This is a genomic window from Desulfuromusa ferrireducens (assembly GCF_055389805.1).
In genome coordinates, this window is the sequence record NZ_AP042415.1 from 3414194 (window position 1) to 3434939 (window position 20746).

17 protein-coding genes and 3 tRNA genes are annotated in these 20746 nt (G+C 48.9%); 1 reads left to right on the forward strand and 19 read right to left on the reverse strand.

All coding sequences use genetic code 11. The features are described from left to right. Nucleotides 1–23: 23 nt before the first annotated feature. The 12 genes from ACZ5PT_RS15360 to ACZ5PT_RS15415 form a co-directional block, all read right to left on the reverse strand. On the reverse strand, nt 24–1622 hold the full coding sequence (locus ACZ5PT_RS15360) for a YfjI family protein (protein WP_464263905.1): 1599 nt from the start codon (nt 1620–1622) through the stop codon (nt 24–26). A gap of 9 nt (nt 1623–1631) precedes the next feature. Continuing rightward, nucleotides 1632–1904 carry a helix-turn-helix transcriptional regulator gene (locus ACZ5PT_RS15365; RefSeq protein WP_464263906.1) on the reverse strand — a complete coding sequence of 91 codons (273 nt, stop codon included), beginning with the start codon at nt 1902–1904 and terminating at the stop codon, nt 1632–1634. A gap of 334 nt (nt 1905–2238) precedes the next feature. After that, nucleotides 2239–2313, reverse strand: a tRNA-Gly gene (locus ACZ5PT_RS15370). Nucleotides 2314–2352: 39 nt separating this feature from the next. Beyond that, the gene (locus ACZ5PT_RS15375) at nt 2353–3630 is read right to left on the reverse strand and encodes a tRNA nucleotidyltransferase/poly(A) polymerase family protein (protein WP_464263907.1); all 1278 of its coding nucleotides are present in this window, start codon (nt 3628–3630) and stop codon (nt 2353–2355) included. 122 nt (nt 3631–3752) lie between these two features. Then, on the reverse strand, nt 3753–5057 hold the full coding sequence (locus tag ACZ5PT_RS15380; protein WP_464263908.1) for an aminotransferase class I/II-fold pyridoxal phosphate-dependent enzyme: 1305 nt from the start codon (nt 5055–5057) through the stop codon (nt 3753–3755). Nucleotides 5058–5161: 104 nt separating this feature from the next. Beyond that, a complete protein-coding gene (locus tag ACZ5PT_RS15385) occupies nt 5162–5311 on the reverse strand; it encodes a hypothetical protein (RefSeq protein WP_464263909.1) in 150 nt (49 codons plus the stop codon). Continuing rightward, entirely contained in the window at nt 5308–6273 is a 966-nt protein-coding gene (locus tag ACZ5PT_RS15390) for a tetratricopeptide repeat protein (protein ID WP_464263910.1), read from the reverse strand. The genes ACZ5PT_RS15385 and ACZ5PT_RS15390 overlap by 4 nt, the downstream gene beginning before the upstream one ends. A 205-nt stretch (nt 6274–6478) precedes the next feature. Then, nucleotides 6479–6553, reverse strand: a tRNA-Gln gene (locus tag ACZ5PT_RS15395). Nucleotides 6554–6604: 51 nt separating this feature from the next. Beyond that, entirely contained in the window at nt 6605–9703 is a 3099-nt protein-coding gene (locus ACZ5PT_RS15400; RefSeq protein WP_464263911.1) for an efflux RND transporter permease subunit, read from the reverse strand. A gap of 3 nt (nt 9704–9706) precedes the next feature. Further along, entirely contained in the window at nt 9707–10777 is a 1071-nt protein-coding gene (locus ACZ5PT_RS15405) for an efflux RND transporter periplasmic adaptor subunit (protein ID WP_464263912.1), read from the reverse strand. Beyond that, nucleotides 10764–12317: a TolC family protein gene (locus ACZ5PT_RS15410; protein WP_464263913.1), complete on the reverse strand. Its 1554-nt coding sequence runs from the start codon at nt 12315–12317 to the stop codon at nt 10764–10766. Before ACZ5PT_RS15410 ends, ACZ5PT_RS15405 begins: the two co-directional genes overlap by 14 nt. Then, nucleotides 12314–12913: a TetR/AcrR family transcriptional regulator gene (locus ACZ5PT_RS15415; protein ID WP_464263914.1), complete on the reverse strand. Its 600-nt coding sequence runs from the start codon at nt 12911–12913 to the stop codon at nt 12314–12316. The genes ACZ5PT_RS15410 and ACZ5PT_RS15415 overlap by 4 nt, the downstream gene beginning before the upstream one ends. Nucleotides 12914–13085: 172 nt before the next feature. On the opposite strand from ACZ5PT_RS15415, the gene ACZ5PT_RS15420 reads away from it, so the two are divergent. Continuing rightward, complete coding sequence (locus tag ACZ5PT_RS15420) at nt 13086–13460, forward strand: PilZ domain-containing protein (protein ID WP_464263915.1); 375 nt, start codon at nt 13086–13088, stop codon at nt 13458–13460. Between the two features lie 68 nt (nt 13461–13528). Here the strand turns inward: ACZ5PT_RS15420 and ACZ5PT_RS15425 are convergent, their stop codons facing one another. The 7 genes from ACZ5PT_RS15425 to ACZ5PT_RS15455 all read right to left on the reverse strand — a co-directional run bounded on the left by ACZ5PT_RS15425 (nt 13529) and on the right by ACZ5PT_RS15455 (nt 20743). After that, on the reverse strand, nt 13529–15580 hold the full coding sequence (locus ACZ5PT_RS15425; RefSeq protein WP_464263916.1) for a methyl-accepting chemotaxis protein: 2052 nt from the start codon (nt 15578–15580) through the stop codon (nt 13529–13531). 42 nt (nt 15581–15622) lie between these two features. Further along, nucleotides 15623–16183 carry a cache domain-containing protein gene (locus ACZ5PT_RS15430; RefSeq protein WP_464263917.1) on the reverse strand — a complete coding sequence of 187 codons (561 nt, stop codon included), beginning with the start codon at nt 16181–16183 and terminating at the stop codon, nt 15623–15625. Nucleotides 16184–16469: 286 nt separating this feature from the next. Beyond that, nucleotides 16470–17864 (reverse strand): glutamate--tRNA ligase, encoded by a 1395-nt coding sequence (gene gltX, locus ACZ5PT_RS15435; protein ID WP_464263918.1) that lies wholly within the window; start codon nt 17862–17864, stop codon nt 16470–16472. Between the two features lie 265 nt (nt 17865–18129). Further along, complete coding sequence (amrB, locus tag ACZ5PT_RS15440; protein ID WP_464263919.1) at nt 18130–18933, reverse strand: AmmeMemoRadiSam system protein B; 804 nt, start codon at nt 18931–18933, stop codon at nt 18130–18132. A gap of 10 nt (nt 18934–18943) precedes the next feature. Then, nucleotides 18944–19759 carry a sulfite exporter TauE/SafE family protein gene (locus tag ACZ5PT_RS15445; RefSeq protein ID WP_464263920.1) on the reverse strand — a complete coding sequence of 272 codons (816 nt, stop codon included), beginning with the start codon at nt 19757–19759 and terminating at the stop codon, nt 18944–18946. A gap of 54 nt (nt 19760–19813) precedes the next feature. Continuing rightward, nucleotides 19814–19887 (reverse strand) — tRNA-Cys (locus ACZ5PT_RS15450). 61 nt (nt 19888–19948) lie between these two features. Further along, nucleotides 19949–20743, reverse strand: coding sequence for a hypothetical protein (locus tag ACZ5PT_RS15455; protein WP_464263921.1), 795 nt, complete (start codon nt 20741–20743; stop codon nt 19949–19951). Nucleotides 20744–20746 lie beyond the last annotated feature (3 nt).

Below are 20746 nucleotides of genomic sequence, written 5' to 3' on the forward strand. Positions count from 1 at the left end.
ATAACTTCCCTTTTTCCGGCTTCCTATTTCTTTATACTTTTTTTAAGTATCGCAGGATTGACTTGGTATATTGTCGGATGGTTCCGAGTCTGCTCTTTACTTGGAGAACTAATAATATTTCTCTCAATCAAGACCTTTAGAACCCTCTTGAGGTTTTCCGCCCTGCCAAATTTTTTATGACGCATAGCATACGTCACTTCCGACTGACGAAATGAGTCGCTACCTATTTCTTCAATCCATAAATAGACTTCTTTTGCATCATTAGTAGGCTGATCTGCGCCCATAAGGCCAAATGTCGCAACAGAATGTTCAATCAGTAAAAGACCTAAGTTCACTGCACTCGACATGGTTGAAACGTCGATTGTTGGGAGATCCTTACCATGCATAGAGATATGCAAGAGGCCTGCGATCCGCAAAACGGTACCACATATTTTATTGCCCCACCCACGGCAAGATGAGAATTTCCCACCTGGTCTAAGTCCAACCTCAATAGACGCCTGAAACGCTTTCCAAGTAGCCCGAGCATCCGAATCCAATGAAAGAACTCTACTAGGGTCAATTTTGCCACCCTCGTATGTAGGAATATCCAAAAGAGACAATATTTTTTGTTCATACTCTTCCACAATTTCATTTGAAACAAAAAAGTCATCATTCTCACGGAACCCGGCTTTGCTCTTAGGCATGACATATAGGAACCGCTCAACTACCCCATTCCCTTGAAATGAAGGTTTTGCGGCCATGTCTTGAACTTTTTTCGGTTGAGCAGCAAGGACAAATGAAAGAAGTGGATTAACATCAAATTCACGATTGCTACGCTGCACCCTGAGATGTCCGCCGTCATACCCCTTCAAAACGATATCTACATTTGCTACCCCACCAGAGTATAATCCCGCCAATGTCTCAATAATTCCACCCTCATCAGAGATTATGGCCAATCTCCCGCCCTGCTCATGAACTTTCTTGGCTAGGGTTTCTGGTGTTGAATCGTTTGTGAAAAGTCGTGGAAGGACTTTAGGAGTTTCAAGTTTTGACTCCTTAACAGAAATTTCCTTAATTAATTCTGCCTGCACAGTTGAATCCTTTTCTTTAGCAGCCCTTGAGCGCATGGCATCAATTATTCTTTCTTGAGTTTTTAAATCGGAATTCTGCGTCTTGATTACTTGCTCTAGCATCAATTTTTTATGCTGCTCCCACTTCAACAGAGGTTCTATGCATTGATTTAATACAGCGCTTTTATTGTTGCCTGACTCCAAGGCGATAAATATGTATAAATTTAGTGATTCATTCCATCCTTGCTTAGGGCACACCGTAAATCCTTTGTTGACTGCCACTGACAATGTTCCTAGCACGAGCATAACGGACAAAGCCTCTGAGGTTTCAGTGGCCCGCGCTAGCGCCCTAGCGAACGTGCCTAATATCCCCGGCATATTATCAGCCGAAATTTCTGGAGCCTCAAATTCATCAAACAAAATAGGCTTGCCCCAACTTTGCGGGACTGTCTTAGGTTGTATATTATTATGCGTTATAATTTTTATCTCTTCCGTTAAATTGTCGTCTTTATTTATGTGCTTTTTACTATCAAAACCGGAGAGTACCTGCCTCATAGTCCTTTTTAAAAACATTATTTCCTCCTAGCAAGCATCAAGCAATTTACTGATCCAAGAGTTAATATCATTAAGCCTCCACGCTACTGAACGTAGTCCAATTTTTATCGGCTTTGGGAATCGCCCACATTTCATGTCTTCATAAATTGATGATCGACACCTGCCGGTTAATAATATTACTTCTGGCAAACGCATTAGGCGGTCCTGGGTAGCAAATGGACTGAAATGATTCTTAGGCATAAAAATATCTCCTCTTAAATAAGTAAGTCGAAGAGTTCTCGACTGAGCCAGTTTCTCCATTAAGCCTGCTGTGTCGCGTTCACAGTTGGCTTCCTCGCTTTCGGTTCGAGAAGATATATCAGCTAGGTGCCGGAGACAAGCTTTTTAACACACCTAAGTATCTGTTATTATTGGATTAAGTACCGGTCTTGAGTGTGGTATGAAAAAAATTATAAGCTGGGGAGGGAAAGTTACAATATATTAATTTTATTGATTACGGCAAGTTACAGGAAGTAGATTATTTCTGCTTTGAACTTTAATATAAATTCTATAGCGTAAAGCCTAAAGCGTACCCCAGAGTGTACCCCGAAAACAAAAAAGGACTTAACCGAATCGGCTAAGTCCTTGATTTTTATGGAGCGGGAAACGGGATTCGAACCCGCGACTCTCAGCTTGGGAAGCTGATACGCTACCGCTGCGTCATTCCCGCATGTGTGGAGCGCAGTATAGAGATTGAGGTTCAATTTTGTCAATCGGATATTTCACTTTTCAACCACTGACGAGCATCGCTCTCAGTGGTTATTTCTCCTGTAAGTTCGGCAGATTTGACCCGCTCTTGCCAGAGGCCGATCTCTTTATCTGGACGCCCCTTAAGCAGTTCGCGAAGCTGATGACCACTTAACAGGTCTGGCACCCGTCCAAGCTGCTGTTGGCCACGAAAAGCTTGCAGTAAATCATGGACCTTATCCAGACTGACGAGCTTCCGATAAACAGCCCAATAGAGCAATTGCTCATCGGGGAAAAAACCAATTCCTTCAACGAGCAGTGCTTTTTGTCTACCGGTCGTGACTTGGGCGACCTGATCGAACCACTGTTGCGGGGGTTGTTGCTGTAGATTTGACAGGATCCGCTGCTGCTGTTTACTCAGACGCAGCTTTACATGCAGCAGCGCAGGCAGATTTTCCGGGGCGTAATCACGCAGGAGGGTCGCCAGCAGAAAGAGTGCCCGGGTACTGAAGGGATCTTCAACCGCAGGCTCATCATCAGGTACGCTCTCAAGATTGTTCAAATCAAGGTCTAATTGCTCCAGAGCCGCGAATGTTTGCCCGGCATCCCACCCAGCATTTCCAGGGCCGAAAAGTTCATGCAGTAATCCGCTCTCATGCAGCAGTTTTAAACCGGCAACCGGTTGCGCTGCTGAAAGGATTTTTCCCAGCTCATCCCTGATCCGCTCACCAGAAATCTGGCCGATAGAACCGGCCTGCGCTTTAATTCTCTGTAACGTCAGCTCACTCAATGCCATCCGCAAGGTCACTGCGTGCCTGACGCCCTTGAGCATGCGTAAGGGATCATCTGGGATGCTGTGTAGCGAGCAGAGCTGCAAACAGTTTTGCTCGAGGTGGGTTAATCCACCGAGCGGGTCGAGGAGAACGGATTGAGAGAGATCGCCCTGTAGTGATAGCGCCAGGGAATTAATCGTATAATCGCGCAGGGCCTGATCTTCGGCAATGGTTGGCGCTCTAAGGGGGGTAAAATCGACGCTCAATTGATTGGGGAGCAGGACCCTGCTCTGCATGCGATCGGGATCGAGCCAGAACCATCGACCTCCAACTTCATGAGACCAGGCCTGGGCGATAGGAGTAGGATCACCATCGACAGCAATATCGATATCGACCACGGGTCGATTCAATAACAAATCACGGAGAGTTCCTCCAACCAACCAGGCATTGGAAACTTGCTGTTGGAGCCTTTTCAGCTCCGGGTGATTGTCAAATAATCCGCTAAGCCGCTGTTTGAATAGGTCCATAATCCCCACCGCATAAGCTATGAATCAATATATATCTGTTAATCTAGACTAAGATCAAGCCGAAATCCATAAAAAAAAAGGCCCGCCGAAGCGAGCCTTTTTTAGAAAAAACGGAAGAGTGCTTAGGCCAAGTCTTGTTCGGCTTGAAAAACCAGATCGAACAGCTCTTGAATGTCTTCCTTGGCAATACAGGAGAAAGCGATGCGCAAATCGGTCTTGCCGATCGAAATACCACCAACGCCGTACTTGTCGAGCAGGTGAACCCGCAGTTGCTCGGCGTCAACCCGCTTAAGTTTCAGGCACATAAAATAACCTGAATTGAAGGGATAGTAAGTCCAGGCAGCGTCGTACTTATCGGTATTGAGAACCTCTTTGGTCTTTAAGGCGCGGCCTTTCATGACCTGGAACTTCTCTTCTTTTTGCGTCAAAAAGTCTGGTGACTGCAGGGCCTCGATAACAAAGGTCTGTGAGGGGTGCGGACAGTTGGAAATTTTTGCCCGGATGATACCCATGGTTTTCTTTTCGAGGGCCGTCAGCAGCGCCGGCTGTGCCTCTTTGCTACCCCCGGCAAAGGTAATGAAACCGGTGCGGAAACCCCAGACGAATTCCTCTTTGGTGGCACCATCAAGCTTGATGGTCAGTATACGCTCATGCAGGTTGGCCAGTTTGCCGAACAGAGATTCCTTCATCGACTCTTCGTAAAACAGACCAAAGTAGGCGTCATCAGTGATAGCAACGATGTTACAGCCTTCTTCGGCCACTTCCTTGATCACCGCGACCAGCGCAGCGCCTTCGGCGTCTGTCGGGGTATAACCACTGGGGTTATTCGGGAAGTTAAGCAGGACGATGGCTTTGCCTTTTTCAGCAGCAGTCGCCTTGAGGCATTGCTTGAAGGCAGCGACGTTAAAACCACCAGCCTCGGTAAAGGTCGGGTATTTCTTAACGACGGCGCCGTTACAAACGCCAAAAGTCAGATTGTAGTTACCCCAGAGCATCTCCGGCAACACCAGATGATCACCAGCATCAACAAACATATCGCCAACGATCGAAAGACCGTGGGTCAAAGCGTTGGTGACGATCGGATTACTGAAATGCTTGTCTTGCATGCTGGGGTTTTCACGCAACATTTTTTCCCGCCACAACGAACGCAATTCCGGCTTACCAGCCGGTGGTGCGTAGGGATAAATGTCCTTTGGATCAAAACCGGAGAGTTTATCCTGAAAACATTGCAGGTACATCGGGCCACCGTTCTCTGTAGCAATCCCGATAGTCGCATTAAACTTGTGTGCCTTTTCTTTGGCTTCGGCCGATTGGGTCAAAATACCTTTAGGAAAAAATAGGTTTTTGCCGAGATCGGAAAGCATGTCGAGGACGTTCGGGTTGATAGAGCTAAGCTGCTCATTCAATTCCACAGCAAGTGGGTTCATTGGTGTTCTCCTGTGTGGGTTTATATTCGCCCGATGGGGCAATCACTAACGTTTTGATATACTGCTAAGTTGCTGGTCTGTCAATGATCATCAACTGATTAGCGCTAATTATTTTCTCCATCTACGCTTGATGCCTTTTCAGCGCTTGGGGAAACCTTCTTCTTGCTCCGACTGACCATAAATAAAATCCCACCAATGAGAACTGAAATGAGCAGGATCAGCAAAGCATCAGCAAAAGTTACATTACTCATCATGCCCTCTCATTCGCCGCCAAAATGCGGTCAAGTCCCTCTTGGGCAGCTTGATGCTGCGGATCAGTTTCAAGTGTCTTAGTAAAAGACTCAAATGCCTCAGCCGGTTTTTCTGCTTTTTCCCGACAAAGAGCGAGAAAATAGAAAAACTCAGGATTCGGCAATTCCGTCGGCAGAGTCGCTTCTTCTTCCAATCTTTCCATGATTAAGCAGGCGTCAGCGTATTCATTGATATGATAATGCTCCATAGCAATACCAATCGCCTCAAGACTATCGATCAGCGGCTGCCTTGGTAGATCACCATTCTCGATCTTGTTGATACGTGCCAAAAGTTCGCTCTTTGATGCACCCTCTTCGAGCTTATCAGCAATAATCCGCCAATATAGTTTGGCTTGCGGATAGCCCCCGGAAAAGTAACAGATCTGGGCCAGATAATTGAGATTAACGATATCATCGGGCTGCAGGCGTCTGGCCTTCTCCAACCAGAGTCGCGCCGCACCGAGCTCCCGCTTGACGTTAATCAGCTCGGTGTAAATAAGCGCATAATCGAAGTAAGCAGTGCCGATTTTCTGTAACAGCGCAAAGTTGTCCGCATCGACTAAGGCGAGTATTTTCAGCATGGAAATTTTACGCCGAATAAAGGCCGGATCGACCTCCTTCGCATCGAGCATGATCAGCTGTGAGCCGAGATCGGCAAGATAAAAGGGATAAGCCTCTTTGAGGATTTGGGCGTATTCTTGGTTTTTCGGACAATCGGGGAAACGCCGCAGGTAATCGTACAGCCCCTCGCCGATCATTTTCTCCGATGGCTGAGCTGCGGCCTCCAGATCTTTGACATGCAGGGGAATTAAAATCTGCGCAACGCTGATTTCTTCATTATCGGGACCCGTGGTCAGGGTCATTCCTTCGGGCGGTAACCAGAAACCGTACTCAACCGGGTCGAGAGGTTGTTCGACGTTTAGCATATCTGTCCATCCTTAAGCGATTAATTAGTCTGAGCGCTGAATCTAGCTGAAAAGTAGGTTGAGAAGCAACCGGCTTGGACATATTTAGCGGCATTTTTTTTGGCGGGCAGAAAACAGAAAAGGATGAAGCCGAAACTTCATCCTTTCTTTAGCCATCCCTCAGGACAACCGTTATTCTCTGAACAGGCGGAGCCTGTTATTTTAATGGCTGGGGCGCCAGGGATCGAACCTGGGAATGCCAGAATCAAAATCTGGTGCCTTACCGCTTGGCGACGCCCCAATAAACGTGAACGGTTTTCTAACAAAGATAGATACACTCGTCAAGAGAAAATTACCCGTTTTTTGTTCTCCAGAATTTCCCGCGCGCCGATTCGGCCAAGGAATAGAGCACCGGCACGACCACCAAGGTCAATAAGGTCGCGAAAGCCAAGCCAAAAATGACGGCCACAGCCATCGGTCCCCACCAATCAGCCGACTCGCCACCTATTTCCCAGGTGAAGGTTTTAAAATTAAAACTGACACCAATAGCCATCGGCAGCAGTCCAAGAATCGTGGTCACAGCCGTCAGCAACACCGGGCGAAAACGAACGACACCGGCCCTGAGCAAGGCGGCATTGAGCTCCATCCCTTCTTTTACCAACTGATTAATATAATCAATCAGCACGATGGCGTTATTGACCACCACCCCGGCCAGAGAAATCACCCCGATCCCAGTCATAATAATACCGAACGGGGTTGAGGTGATCATCAGACCGAGAAAAACTCCGGTGAGCGACAAAACCACCGAGGTCATAACGATCAGAGTCTGCAGAACCGAATTAAATTGCGTAATCAGTACCAGCATGATCAGCAAAATAGCGCCAATAAAAGCCTTGGAAAGAAACACCGTCGCCTTTTGCTGCTCTTCCTGCTCGCCGGAATAATTGATCTGATAACCGGCGGGCAGATCAAGGTCGGCCAGACGCTGCTGCACCTCGGCTAAGACCTCATTGCTGTTGCGGCCAAAAGTATCCGCGGTAATCGTTACGACCCGTTTCTGATCGATATGACGGATCGCACCGAAGCCGGAACTCAAGGTGATATCGGCAATCGTTGACAAAGGCACTGGCGAACCATCAATGGCTGGCACCAGCAGGTTCTCAATATCGGCGACCGAGGTGCGGCGATGCTCCGGCATGCGAGCAATAATGTCGTACTCATCCTCCCCTTCCCGATAGACACCGAGTTTAGTGCCGCTGATGGCCGCCTTGACCATCTCGGAAATCTCTGCCGTCGTCAGTTGCAACAGGCTGGCTTTTTCGCGATCGACATCAATGCGGATTTCCGGCTTTGCCTTGGAAAAGTCATCCTTTAGATCGACCAATCCATCGACATCCTTGATCAACTGTTTTGACTGCGACACCAGTCGATCAAGCACGCGGATCTCTTCACCACTGATCTCAACACTGACTGGCGGTCCGGTCGGTGGCCCCTCTTCTTGCCTTGCCACCTTAAACTCAGCACCAGACATCGGGGCGACCCGCTGGCGGAGGCGATCCAGAACATCGCGTGAATCCTCCTGCCGATCGTCACGGTCAAGAAAATCGAGGGTCACCTTGCTCAGGTTCGACTGCACACTGTCGCCACCACCCCGATCACTACTGGAAACACCGACTTCAGTAATAACGAATCGGGCATCGGCTTCTTCAAGGGCAAAAGCCTCAACGCGTGTCGCAAGCTCATTGCTGGCAGCAAGATTGGTCCCTTCCGGCGCCTTAATTTCGACAAAAGCCCGATTCGGTTCCATGTCAGGAAACAGTTCAACACCATGACCTAGAAAACTGTAGGCGATAATGATTCCGATCAAGAGGAAGATTGAAGCGCCAACAACCAACAAACGATGCAGCAAGGCAAACTGCAGACATTTACTATAGGAGTCGACCACCTTAGAAGGCTTTCGCTCTATCTGTTTGGTATTTTTTCCCAACGACATAAAGTGACCGCAAAGGGTCGGGTTAATAACTAAAGCCACCAGTAATGATGCGGTCAAAGTTATAATTAAAGTCAACGGCAGGTACTGCATGAACTCGCCAATGATTCCCGGCCAAAAGATCATCGGAAAAAAAGCACACAGGGTCGTCAAGGTAGAACTGACAATCGGCCAACCGACTTCGGCCGTTGCGATCTTGGCGGCAGTGACTCCGGAATGACCCTCATGCATATGGCGGTAGACATTTTCCACAATGACGATGGCGTTATCGACCAACATCCCAAGCGCCAGGATCAGGCTGAACAGCACGACATTATTGAGGGTAATGCCCATCAGTTGAAGAACGGCAAAAGAGATCAGCATGGAAAAAGGGATCGCCAGCGCGACAAAGATTGAATTGCGCAGGCCTAAAAAGAGAAACAGGACCGACACCACCAGAATCAAGCCGGTGATGATGTTGTTCTCCAGCTCGCCAACCATGCGGCGAATATCTTTTGACTGATTGAGCGTAACCGCGACTGTAATGCCGGGGGGAATCTGCTCTTCGGCCATTTCCAGCAAAGCGAAAATCTGATCCGCGACCTCAATGATATTGGCCCCGGTGCGCTTCTTGATGGCCAGGGTGACGCTCTGCTTGGCATTTAAGCGGGCGCGGCTGGTACGATCCTCGAACGAATCGACAATCTGCGCAACATCCTTAAAATAGATGATCCGGCCATCCCGTTCGGTCAGAACCAGGTTGTCTATCTCATCCGGATCAGTAAATTCACCTGGAATCCGCAGCAGATATTTACCTGCGCCTATATCGATACTACCGCCGGGAATATTGACATTTTCCTGCTGAATTGCGCGGATTACTTCGCTCAGAGAAATACGATAGGCATATAACCGGTCCGGATCAAACTCGACCCGGATCTCGCGCTCTCGACCGCCGGTGACAACTACGTCGAGAACTCCGGTGACCTGCTCGATACGATCCTCAAGTTCTTCGCCGACTTTTTTTAAGACGTTTTCATCGACCGGCCCTGAAACAGCAACCAACAAAATCGGAAATTCCGAAAGGTTTATTTCCAGAATGGAGGGGTCATTTTCAAGGTCTTTGGGCAAATCGCCCTTGGCCTGATCAACCTTGTCGCGCACCCATTGCAGGGCATTATCGATATCAACATCCGGCGTGAACTCGATGGTGATCATCGACGATCCCTCGGCACTCACCGAACGTAATTCTTCAACGTCCTTCAGCCCTTTGAGCTTCCGTTCAATCGGATGGGTAATCAGGCTTTCGATATCTGCCGAAGAGACCCCTTCGTAGGGCGTAATAACCAAAACAATGGGAATCGTGATATCGGGCGTTGCTTCGCGCGGCAGCACAATATAGCTGTAAATGCCGACAATCAGAATAATCAGCATCAGCGCAAATACCGTGCTGCGCCGATCAATGGCGACGTTGGAAATCAACATCGGTTAATTCTCCCCCGGCTTGATTTTTACCCCATCGAGCAGCAGTTGCTGTCCTTTGACGATCAGCTTTTGTCCCTGCTGCAAACCAGAGGTGATGATAATGCGCTGATCGACAGAACTGCCGGTTTCAACCTTGATTCGCTTCGCCAGCCCGTTCTCTTCAACAAACACGACCTTCTGCCCATCGCGATCAAGCACCGAATAGAGCGGCGCAGAAATAACCTGCTGCAACTGTTGACGGACAAATTTTGCCCGAACAATCATGCCCGGCCGCAAATCTCCGGCGGAATTATCAATAGCGATTTTTGCCCGATAAGTGCGCGTCGTAGCATCAGCGGTAAAAGCAATATGCTCGATCACCCCTTTCGCGATTGCGGCTGTTCGCTGATTGATATTTGCCGTAATAACGTCGACGTGCTGACCAACGTTAAGAAACGGAATATCTTTCTCAGGAACATCTGCGATGGCCTTGAGCTTGTCTATTTGCACCAGTCGCAACAAAGGCTTTCCAACATCAACAAATTCTCCCCGATCAACATAATGCAGGTCGACAATCCCGCTGATCGGTGCGGTCGGATAACATTTAGCCAGTTGCAAGCGGGTTGAACGTAACGCCATATCGGCAGCAGTCAGACTGTTTTCCAGCTCATCAAGCACTTGTGCGCTGACCAACCCCTCGGCAGCCAGTTGACGGTAACGCTGCAGCTTCCTGTTGCTAACAGCGAAGTTCTCTTCATCTCTGGCGAGATTGCTTTGCAGCGTTTCCGGATCAATCTCCAGCAAGACAGCATTGACTTTGACCCGCTGACCTTCTTGATAATTAAACTTCCTGACCGGCCCGGCGATTTCCGCGGAGAGGAGCAGATCCTCCCAAGCTTCGAGGCTGGCCGGCAAGGTGAAGGTTTCGGTCAAATCTGTCAGCGTGACCAGCTCAAAAACAACCGGCACGACCTTCTCCGGTCTTTCAATGGTCGCGTTTGCCGGCTGATCAGAATTGCCGCAGCCACTCAGTAACAGCAATAACGGCAGTAAGCAGATCATTGCAAATCGATACGTATAGTTACATCGTTTCAAAAGAGTTCTCCTCTGTCGCTTGCAGCAGAGTAATATTGTGCTGTTCAAGGATGGTCCCGCGAGTGAAAGACAACTGGGCAACACCTATATAGTATTGAATCAGGGCGTTAATCCGGCCGATTTTTGCGTTGATCATATTATTCTGGAACAAAATCATCCGGAAGGTGTCAGACAAGCCTTCATCCAGGCGGCGTTGCTCCTGGTGCAGGCTCAATTTCGACAACTGTTCAAAACGTTCAGCAATCTTGACCTGCTCAAACGCCCGCTTCAAATTGACCATTTGTTGCTGCAATTCGCTCTTCAGTTCCGTTTGCAGATCACGTTGCCGATAATTGCTTTGTTTTCGTTGCAGCTCAGCCTGCCGCAAGCGGGATTTAGCCGAGCGATTACCGAGCGGAAGAGAAAACTCAAGACCAGCTCCCCACTGATAACCGTCTGCTTCAGCAGCGCGGTTAAATGATTCGCCCCAGGAACCAGCATATTGACTACCCTCAGCAGCACTGCGTTCATCACCCGACAAACCATTGATGCCGGCCTGAAGATTCAGATCAAGCCGCGGTTTCATTTGATTTTGATAGAAACGTTGCTGAATGTTTGCATTACGGATGTCGAATTCTCCAAGCTGGAGTCTAATGTTTTTGTCCAGTGCTGCATCAAAGATATGATTGATGTCGGGCAGATCCTGAGTGCGGATATCCGCTGGAAACGAATACAAGATGGAGATATCAAAATCTACCGGCAGCTGGTGGTTCAACTGGCGTTTCAAATCTTCATAATGCAGCTCACGGACCTGGCGGGCTACAGACTGATCAAGTTCGCGATTGGCAAGCGCGGTCTCCGCTTCCTGTACTTCGGAAACCGGAATCACTCCGGCATCAAAGCGGCGCTGATTAGCAGCATAAAGATCCTTAGCCAAGGCAACCGCCTCGGAGTGCAGCGCAACAATCTCGGCTTCGCCAGCCGCTTGACTGGCCAGAACTTCAATCTGCAAAGCCAGGGATTGCGCCTGCAGCAGGTGCAGTAACGAGGCTTGACGGGACTGATTACGTGACAATTGCAGACCGGTGGTATTGGTCTCAAGACCAAAATCGCGCAATAACGGTTGGGTTAGGTTCAAATTGACAGAGCTGCGATAGCGTGGATCGAGATCATCGCTCTGGCTATTATCCTCGCTCCACTCTGAGTTGAGAGAAATTGAGGTGCTGAGACCGGAATAGTATTTTTTCCGCAGTCCAACCTGGGCGGTTGTTTGTTCGCTGTCGCTACGATCAACAGAACTGAGAGTCGAAGAGATCGGCGTTTTGGACAATGTGAATCCAGCTGAGGCAAACAGCTCCGGGTCAAAAACAGCCTCATTTATCCTAATCGCTTCACTACTCACAGGGATATTCAGCTGCTCAACCTGCAAACCGATATTCTCTTGCAACCCGACAATAATCAACTCGCGCAGACTGGCAGGGCCAACTCCTGCAGCAGAGCTATAAGCAGGGCAACAAACCAGCAGTAAAAAAATAAACCCGACAACGCTGTGGCTGTTCATATCCCAATCCCTTCAAAAACTTGGTTAAAGAGATTACGCATCGCCTCTTCAACCTCTTCCACCGTATCGACATAGCCTCCGTACCAACCAGCCAAGACGCCCAAATAGAGCGAGAAAAAATGTCCCGACAAAAGGAACAGGTCGTGCTTTTCGGCGAGTTCTCCCCTGATTTGCGCTGCCCTAAACAGATTTTCCAGAATGTCAAAATAGCGTTGATCATGTTCTTTGGCCTTCCCATTGGGCACTTTCGGAAACACCATCTCGCGCAAAAGCTGGCGACCAAATTCCTGATTTTTGGTAACAAATCGGAACTTAAGCATAAAAAAATCGACCAATTGGTCGACTAAATTAATGCTTTCGTTTTGTGGCGTTTGTAAATGGGTAAAGGCTTCCTGCAACTCATCGTCGCAGAAAGTTAGAAAGATTTCGTCCTTAGTCGCAAAATAGGTATAAACCGTTGCTTTGCCAATACCGGCCATTCGCGCAATATCTTCAATGCTGGTTTTATCAAAACCTTTTTCGGTAAACAACTGAACGGCTGATGCAATGATCGCCCTGCGTGTTTCAGCTTTTTTTCGCTCTCTGATCCCTGCCATAGCTAACCTCCAGATTCCCGAACGCGGTCGAGTTTATCATCGTCCGTCACGGTGTCAACTAATTTCCCGACCAGGGTCGAGTTAAACAACAGTTATTTTGTGTTTAAGAATTGCATTCAAACACCCAATGAAATATCATATAAAGTAATATACTGATAATTAAGGATAAATCATGAATAGTGCGGAGCAGGACAATAGCGATAAAGCTCAAGCTGATTTACGCAAAAACCTACGCGCGCCATTAATCGTCCAAAAGGTTCACGTTGATGTCGAGCGGACCGTATTTTTTGGCTACAGCAAAAACCTCAGCCGAAGCGGGATGTTTATCGCGACAACAAATCCGCTTGCTAAAGGTGAGCAGATCGATTTAGAAATTCCACTCCCTGAACATCTTAGTGGGACTGTTCGTTGTCGTTGTGAAGTCGTCTGGCGGCGGCCGCTGAGGAAATCTCTGCCCTTTGAACCGGGGATGGGGTTAAAGTTTATCGACATGCCAGTGAATGTCTCACAACAAATCGACGACTGGATTAAGAGCCAGGAGCAATAGAGCGACAAAAAGAAAGGCCTGATGTGATTTACATCAGGCCTTTCTTTTTCATCATTTTTCAGATCCAACTACGAACCTGATTCATCCCAGCCAATGCCACTCTGAACAGCAGCAAAATCTTTACTCTCCTGTGCTGCCGCAAAACCGATAGTGCTGGACTGCAAGGTAAACTCGCTTAACATATGCCGTAATTCTTCCGCCTGACTGGAGAGTTCTTCCGCAGCAGCGGCACTCTGTTCTGCGCTGGCAGTGTTCTGCTGAGTTACGTTATCTATCTGTCCTAAACCTTGCGTCACCTCGGAGATGCCCTGAGCCTGCTCATTACTTGCAGTCGCAATGTCCTGAACCAGATCGGTAACTTTGCTTACACTGGCGACAATTTCATCCAAGACCTTTTCCGTTCGGCCAGCAACTTCAGTTCCTTTCGCCGTTTTCTCAACAGATCCTTCAATCAGCTCAGAGGTCTCCTGGGCTGCCTTTGCACTCCTCGCGGCTAAATTACGAACTTCTTCTGCGACCACGGCAAACCCCTTACCGTGTTGCCCGGCACGAGCGGCTTCAACAGCTGCGTTCAAAGCCAATAAATTGGTCTGAAAAGCGATCTCATCAATAACCTTTATAATCTTGGAGATATTCTGTCCGGCATCATTAATTTCCACCATCGACTGAACCATCTCCTCCATCTGCTCCGAACCGCGTACCGCAGCTGATTTGGCTTCATCAGCGAGCGAATTGGCCTGTCCAGCATTTTCTGCATTGAGCTTGGTTTGCGATGACATTTCAGCCATTGAGCTGGTAATTTCCTCAAGCGAACTAGCTGAAGTGGTCGCCCCATGAGACAGATTCTGGCTGGAACTCGATATCTCACCTGAACCTGCAGCAATCTGCTCACCAGCCAGATGGATGCGACTTATCAACTGGTTGAGACTTGAAATCATCTGCTGAAAGGCTTTTCCGAGGATATCATTGTCCGACTCCAGCGGCACCTGCATCGATAAGTCGCCTTGGGCAATTTTTTGTGCAATAGCGGCCTTACCTTCAAGACTGTCTGCCATGCGATCGAGAGCCGCACACAACTGACCAACCTCGTCTGAAGTCTTCAGATGCAAGCGCTGAGACAGATCACCATTTTTGATCGTCGTCGCCAGGTCAATGGCTTGTCCGAGAGGTTTCGTAATTGAACGATTGATCAGCATGGAAACAATCAAAAACAGGATAATCCCAACGGCCGAGATAATCCCAATATAGGTAAAAGCCTGAGTTTTCTCCTGTTGCATGATTTGCGCTGATTGCTGGAGCATCGCTTCAGCGCCTGATTTCAGATTGCCACCAATCGTGTCAAGTGAAGCAACAGTCGTCTGTTCTTGGAGAAAGAGGTCCCTTGACTGATTTAACAGTTCGGCACCGCCTTCTATCCCCTTGCGGAAGCCGTTAGCCGTGGAAACATAATCGGGACGACCGGTTGAAGTCGCGAACTGTTGTAGCCCTGAAAGGGCCATCAACCCATTTTCCTTCAGGTGCGTGGCAAAGCCATCGATCAGCGCCGGGTCGCCTGTCAAAAGGAATTGCTGAAGGCTGCTGCGCAATGTCAGGGCAAGATTACGTGCATCGCGGGTCAAACTAAGCAGATTGATTTCCGCAGAGCTGAGACTTTCTCCTTCCATCTGCAGCTCAAACTCTCTCATCTGGATATCATCCTGCACTTTGTTGACCAGAACGGTCACACGATCCAGAAGCTGTATCATCTCAGCGTTCAAATCGTCATTTTCATGATGTAAACCGACGACTTGAGAAAATGATGATTTGTATTCCAAAAGGAGTGTTTTAAATCCCGACAGGCTCAGGTCGCTTTTGTCTGCAACCTCCTGCAGACTGCCGGTAGCGGCATCGACCGTTTGGTTTAAACGTTCGATATGCTCCTCTTTATAAAATTGCAGATAGGCTTTTTCTGCAATTCTTGCCTGCTGAACTTGCTGGGCAATCATGGAAATATCGAGTTGTAGTTTATGTGCAGTATCGATCTGCCGGTTAAAAAACAACCCTATTGACAAGACTGCCGCTAATAAAGAGAGTCCCATGGCACATAAAAATATCAATTTCATTTTAATGGTCAGTTGCATGGCTATTCTCCCTTATTCGATTTACATACTCTGAGGATATCGCTATTTCCCAAGAGCTTTATTGATCTCATCAAGGGTAATGTCATAAACACCTGATCCGACGACATATTTTTCGCCATTGTGCTCGGCAAGCTTGACGAAGGAAACCTTCATGCTCGGTTTCTTTTCACCCGGTTTTGGCCACTGATAATTGACCCAACCACTCCCCTGTTCGGTAGCAACTCGGTTGAATTCAACAAAAAGCAGCTTGCCAGCAGCATCACGTAATGGATTGACATTTTTCCCTTCCAATTTCGTTTTCATTGGATGCATCAACATTTCGCCAGTCGTAGGGGAATGAATCCAGATGTAAGTCCCTGCATAAATAAACGCACTGTCAGCCCCCTTAAATTTATCAAAGCCACTCCGCCCTTCCTTATTCATCACAGCGACACCGGCATTCACCCGCTCCATGATCATTTCAACTGATGGCTTGGTTGATTCGGTCGCTTTTGCCCGATCAACACTCCCCTGGTTGACCTCCTCAACCGTCGCCGCAAAGACCAGTGATGGGAGCAGAATAAACATCACGGATACCAGCCTGAACAAATATTTCCCTGTCATTCTCTTTCTCCTTCAGATAGAAGTTGACACACAGAATTAACCAACACCAACAATATAACTGCGTTACATAGAAAGTGCAATGACCTCTAACATTAAAAATATGAGCGGCTAAACAACCCCAAGGCGAACAAAATAAACAGGATTAACTTCATGGTTTCGGGAGCTTATAAGGTACATAGCTTCAGGACAGGAGAAGATCAGATATAAAACATTTTTTGAGAGGGTACTGAAAAACAAAAAAAGCCCGACCAGAACGGCCGGGCTTTTGAAGTTAAACATGATTCGGCTACAAAGTCTGCAATGCCTGACTGATGCGGTCCAACGACCGATCCTTCCCTAAAACACTGAGCACCTCATAGATACTGGGACTGGCGGTCCCACCGGTCAGGGCCACCCGCAACGGTTGTGCAACCTTGCCGAACTTAAGCCCACTCGCCTCCATGATCAGGGCAAAGGCTCCCTCCAGCTGCTCTTCGTTGAAGTCCGCACACTTTTCGAGCTCGACCAACAGAGTCTCAAAAAGCGGTTTCTGTTCAACAGTTAGAAATTTAGCCTGAGCCTTTTCATCATAGGCCAGCGAATCGGCAAAATAGAAAGCTGCACCATCAGCCATTTCTATCATGGTCGCAGCACGCTCCTGCAGACTTTTAACGACGTCCACCAGGTCCGGGCCAGCAGCGAGATCAATCCCCTTTTTAACCAGGAATGGAGTCAGCAGTTCAGCCAGACGCACCGGGTCACCAGTCTTGATGTAGTGACTGTTCAACCAAATCAGCTTCTCCGGATTAAAAACACCGGCCGACCGACCAACATTATCGAGACTGAACTTTTCGATCAGGTCGTCCATGCTGAAGATTTCTTCGTCACCGAAGGACCAGCCGAGTCTGACCAGATAGTTGACCATCGCTTCCGGTAAATATCCCATTTCCTTATAAACCATGACCGAAGTTGCCCCGTGACGTTTCGAGAGGCGCTTTTTATCCGCGCCAAGAATCATCGGGACATGGGCAAACTCCGGAACAGAATAACCGAGTGCCTCGTAGAGCAGAACCTGCCGTGGCGTGTTGTTGACGTGGTCATCGCCACGGATGACCAGGGTGATGCCCATTTCCGCATCATCGATAACAACGACCAGGTTGTAGGTCGGCGTTCCATCGGTCCGGGCAATAATCAGATCGTCCAACTCTTCATGCCGTACGGTGATCGCCCCTTTGATTTTATCGACGAAGGTTGTCTCAGATCTGTCCTCCGGCAACTTAAAGCGGACCACATAGGGAGCATCGGGTTGATCGGTGCGATTGCGACAGGTCCCATCGTACTTCGGTTTACGCCCCTCTTTCATTGCCGCTTCACGTTTGGCGTCAAGCTCTTCCTGGGTACAGTAACAACGGTAGGCCTTATTCTCCTCAAGCAGTTGCTCAACCTTCTGCTTGTAAAGATCGAACCGGTCCGATTGATAGAATGGTCCCTCATCGCAGGACAAGCCGAGCCACTGCATGGCATCCAGAATAGCGTCTACCGATTCCTGGGTAGAGCGGGCCACGTCGGTATCCTCGATCCGCAAGACATATTTTCCACCCTGCTTTTTTGCCAACAGATAATTGAATAGGGCCGTACGGGCACCACCGACATGTAAATAACCGGTCGGGCTGGGGGCGAAACGAACGCGCAAATCGGACATTTTTTACTCCTTGGATATTGAACAAAAAAAACAGACCGCGACAGCGGTCTGACCTTTTATACAGCGAAATTTTCAATCAAATCAAGCGATTTAAGTAGCTATAGGAGCCTGTCGGACTATCCATGAGCAGGCTGCAAATTCGGCTGTTTGGCCCTTATTTCAGCTCCTTTTCAGACCATAGCTACGGCGATGCGCTCTCAAATGAGCCAAAATCTGGTCTCAAACCTCCAAATTTTCGCTTCTGCCCGTATAGTCCGTCACCCTCCTAGTCGATCGACAGGGCAGCATAACCGACCACCCGGCTATTGTCACCATTAACCAGTCCCGAGTGCGAATAACGAACCAGGCAGCAAACTGTTGCGCCCATCGTTTTAGCGGCCTGCAGCACAACCACGGCAGGCAACACCCCGCACATGCTGATCCGATTTTCCCGCACCGTCCGGTAAAGAGCCTGCGGATCAAATTCGGTCATTGCCGAGATCGCCTTAAAATCGAGCTGCTCGGTGGTTTCCGCATCAAGAAAGTGATTCATATCACTGCTGGCCAAAAGCAAGATATCTTCCTCCTGGCGTAGCAAAATCGCGGCCAGAGAGACCCCTAGGGCGACGGCCTTTTCGCAAGTCAAAGAACTCAATGAAATCGGAACGATCTGCAGGTCGGGTTGACGCCTTTGCAGCAAGGGAAGCATCACCTCCAAAGAGTGTTCGGCTTGGTGAGCGCGCTCATCAACCACCAGATCGGTAATTTCGTGACAAAGTAGATCACGTAAAGGAACGGCAATCGGAACCTTACCCAACGGCGTCGCCCAATAATCCGCACCCGTCACAGCAACATCGTGGCCGGTGCCCTGATGATTAGGGCCGATCAAAACAACGGTTTTGGGAATTTTGGTACCGGCTATCAACTCACCAGCGACCGCACCGGAATAAATATATCCAGCGTGGGGGACAATAATCGCCTTCGCCCCTTGTGGCGGTGAATCAGTGCGCAACAGTTGCTCAAGTTCTGCAGACAGACGATCAGGTTCGGCCGGGTAAAAACTACCAGCAACGACAGGTTGACGTATCATCGTACCCCCTTTATCCGCTGAAAAGAATCCTGGCACCGATAAATATCAGCAACACAGCAAAAACTTTGATCAGATGTTTCTGACTGGTTCGGCTTGCCAGCTTAACGCCCAACCGGGCGCAGCCCATCGACACCGGCGCGACCACAGTAGCAACTAACACATTAACATATCCGAGCGACAATGGAGCCGTTACTGGTTGCTGCAAACCGTGCAAAACATAGCCAACAGTGCCAGCGAAGGAAGAAACAACAATCAGTGCGCTGGAATTACCGACGGCCAGATGTATCGGCAACTGCATGATGATCAGCATTAAAGGAACAGCAACGATGCCACCACCAACACCGAAAAAGGCGGAGAACAGACCACCAGCCAGGCCAACCAACAATGACTGTTTTACTGGGGTCGGAGCCGATCTTTCGGGGGGCAGGTAGGGGTGATAGAAGAGCAGTTTCAGGGCGATAATGATCTGCATACAGCCGAAGACGATTTTCAGCGTTTGCCCCGGAATATAAGCGGCCGCGGTAGAACCAAGCAGCGCGCCGACGATTCCGCCGATCGATAAATAGCCCACCATGTGCCAATCGACGTTGCCACGCTTTCGATGTCCCAGGGTGCTGCTGAACGAGGTCGGAATGATTATCGCTAGACTGGTGCCGAAGGCGGTATGAACGATCAGTGATTCTGGAAAGCCGGCAAGGGGAAACAGCCAGAGAAACAGCGGCACGAGGATAACCCCGCCACCGATGCCGAGCAGACCGGCAAGAAACCCGGCAGAGGCGCCAAAAAACAGCGTCAGAGCTATGATCTGTAGCGAGAGAAGTTCCATGATCCCTGCCGAAAAAAAAGAGTGCCAACCGTTGGGGCTGACACTCTGTATTTTTGGAGGCCTCGGGCGGATTCGAACCGCCGATCATGGTGTTGCAGACCAGTGCCTTACCACTTGGCGACGAGGCCGTTCATGCCGTTTTGGCGTGCGCATTGAAGTACCAAATAGGACTGGGAGTGTCAAGAAAAATCAGTCCATCTTTTCTATTCTTATTTGCAGGGCACGATCAGCCTGCCCGTCGCTGCTGCGCCAGGAAACAATTGCGCGGCTTATTTCATCGCGTTGTACCAGTTGATTCCCGAGCGAATACCATTGCCCCAGAGGCACCAGCAGTCGGGTGCGCAATTGAGTAAAGTTGATGGTGGGAGCTTGCTTGTTTGCAACCTTATCGCTGCTACCGATATAAGGTTCAACCTCAAGTAAAACTTTATTTCCCGTAATTGCGACCGGATTAACCCAAAAACCGGTCGCAATCGTCTTGTAGGCAATTTTCTCCGAATAACCGGTAATATCCCCTGTCATCGCCGACCACTGCTCGGTATAGGGGACCTCCTGCCCAACCTCAATCAGTCCCCTTCCCCCCTCGACCAATTGCAAGCTCTGCTCCTGCCTGGTAGTTGAATTGCCGCGTCTGAAACCTACGCCGGCAGAAGTCGACAAGCCCCCCTGGTTGCCATAATAGAGACTCGCGGTCGACTCTTTTCCAACCTGTTGCAGTTCTTCTGACTGCTTAACCCGGATCAACAGGTTAACCAGAGGTCGATCAAGCAAGGCAACCAGTTTTTCAGCCGCAAGCAGGGTCTCGCCATCGGCAATCAGGATCAAGTGGTTGCCCGCTGCCTGTGCTTTTTCACCAGCATCGAGCAGCTCTCTCACCTGAGCGACCAAATCGACAGCGGCCCGATGCTTGATTTCGATAAGTTTCACTTCAGCTGCGCACTCAAACGGCAGCAGCAAAAGCAAAAACAGGAACAGGGTGCGCATATG

Coding starts and splice junctions, on each gene's coding strand:
- ACZ5PT_RS15360 (WP_464263905.1), bottom strand. CDS start 1,622: ATGTTTTTAAAAAGGACTATGAGGCAGGTACTCTCCGGTTTTGATAGT.
- ACZ5PT_RS15365 (WP_464263906.1), bottom strand. CDS start 1,904: ATGGAGAAACTGGCTCAGTCGAGAACTCTTCGACTTACTTATTTAAGA.
- ACZ5PT_RS15375 (WP_464263907.1), bottom strand. CDS start 3,630: ATGGACCTATTCAAACAGCGGCTTAGCGGATTATTTGACAATCACCCG.
- ACZ5PT_RS15380 (WP_464263908.1), bottom strand. CDS start 5,057: ATGAACCCACTTGCTGTGGAATTGAATGAGCAGCTTAGCTCTATCAAC.
- ACZ5PT_RS15385 (WP_464263909.1), bottom strand. CDS start 5,311: ATGATGAGTAATGTAACTTTTGCTGATGCTTTGCTGATCCTGCTCATT.
- ACZ5PT_RS15390 (WP_464263910.1), bottom strand. CDS start 6,273: ATGCTAAACGTCGAACAACCTCTCGACCCGGTTGAGTACGGTTTCTGG.
- ACZ5PT_RS15400 (WP_464263911.1), bottom strand. CDS start 9,703: ATGTTGATTTCCAACGTCGCCATTGATCGGCGCAGCACGGTATTTGCG.
- ACZ5PT_RS15410 (WP_464263913.1), bottom strand. CDS start 12,317: ATGAACAGCCACAGCGTTGTCGGGTTTATTTTTTTACTGCTGGTTTGT.
- ACZ5PT_RS15415 (WP_464263914.1), bottom strand. CDS start 12,913: ATGGCAGGGATCAGAGAGCGAAAAAAAGCTGAAACACGCAGGGCGATC.
- ACZ5PT_RS15420 (WP_464263915.1), top strand. CDS start 13,086: ATGAATAGTGCGGAGCAGGACAATAGCGATAAAGCTCAAGCTGATTTA.
- ACZ5PT_RS15425 (WP_464263916.1), bottom strand. CDS start 15,580: ATGCAACTGACCATTAAAATGAAATTGATATTTTTATGTGCCATGGGA.
- ACZ5PT_RS15430 (WP_464263917.1), bottom strand. CDS start 16,183: ATGACAGGGAAATATTTGTTCAGGCTGGTATCCGTGATGTTTATTCTG.
- gltX (WP_464263918.1), bottom strand. CDS start 17,864: ATGTCCGATTTGCGCGTTCGTTTCGCCCCCAGCCCGACCGGTTATTTA.
- amrB (WP_464263919.1), bottom strand. CDS start 18,933: ATGATACGTCAACCTGTCGTTGCTGGTAGTTTTTACCCGGCCGAACCT.
- ACZ5PT_RS15445 (WP_464263920.1), bottom strand. CDS start 19,759: ATGGAACTTCTCTCGCTACAGATCATAGCTCTGACGCTGTTTTTTGGC.
- ACZ5PT_RS15455 (WP_464263921.1), bottom strand. CDS start 20,743: ATGCGCACCCTGTTCCTGTTTTTGCTTTTGCTGCTGCCGTTTGAGTGC.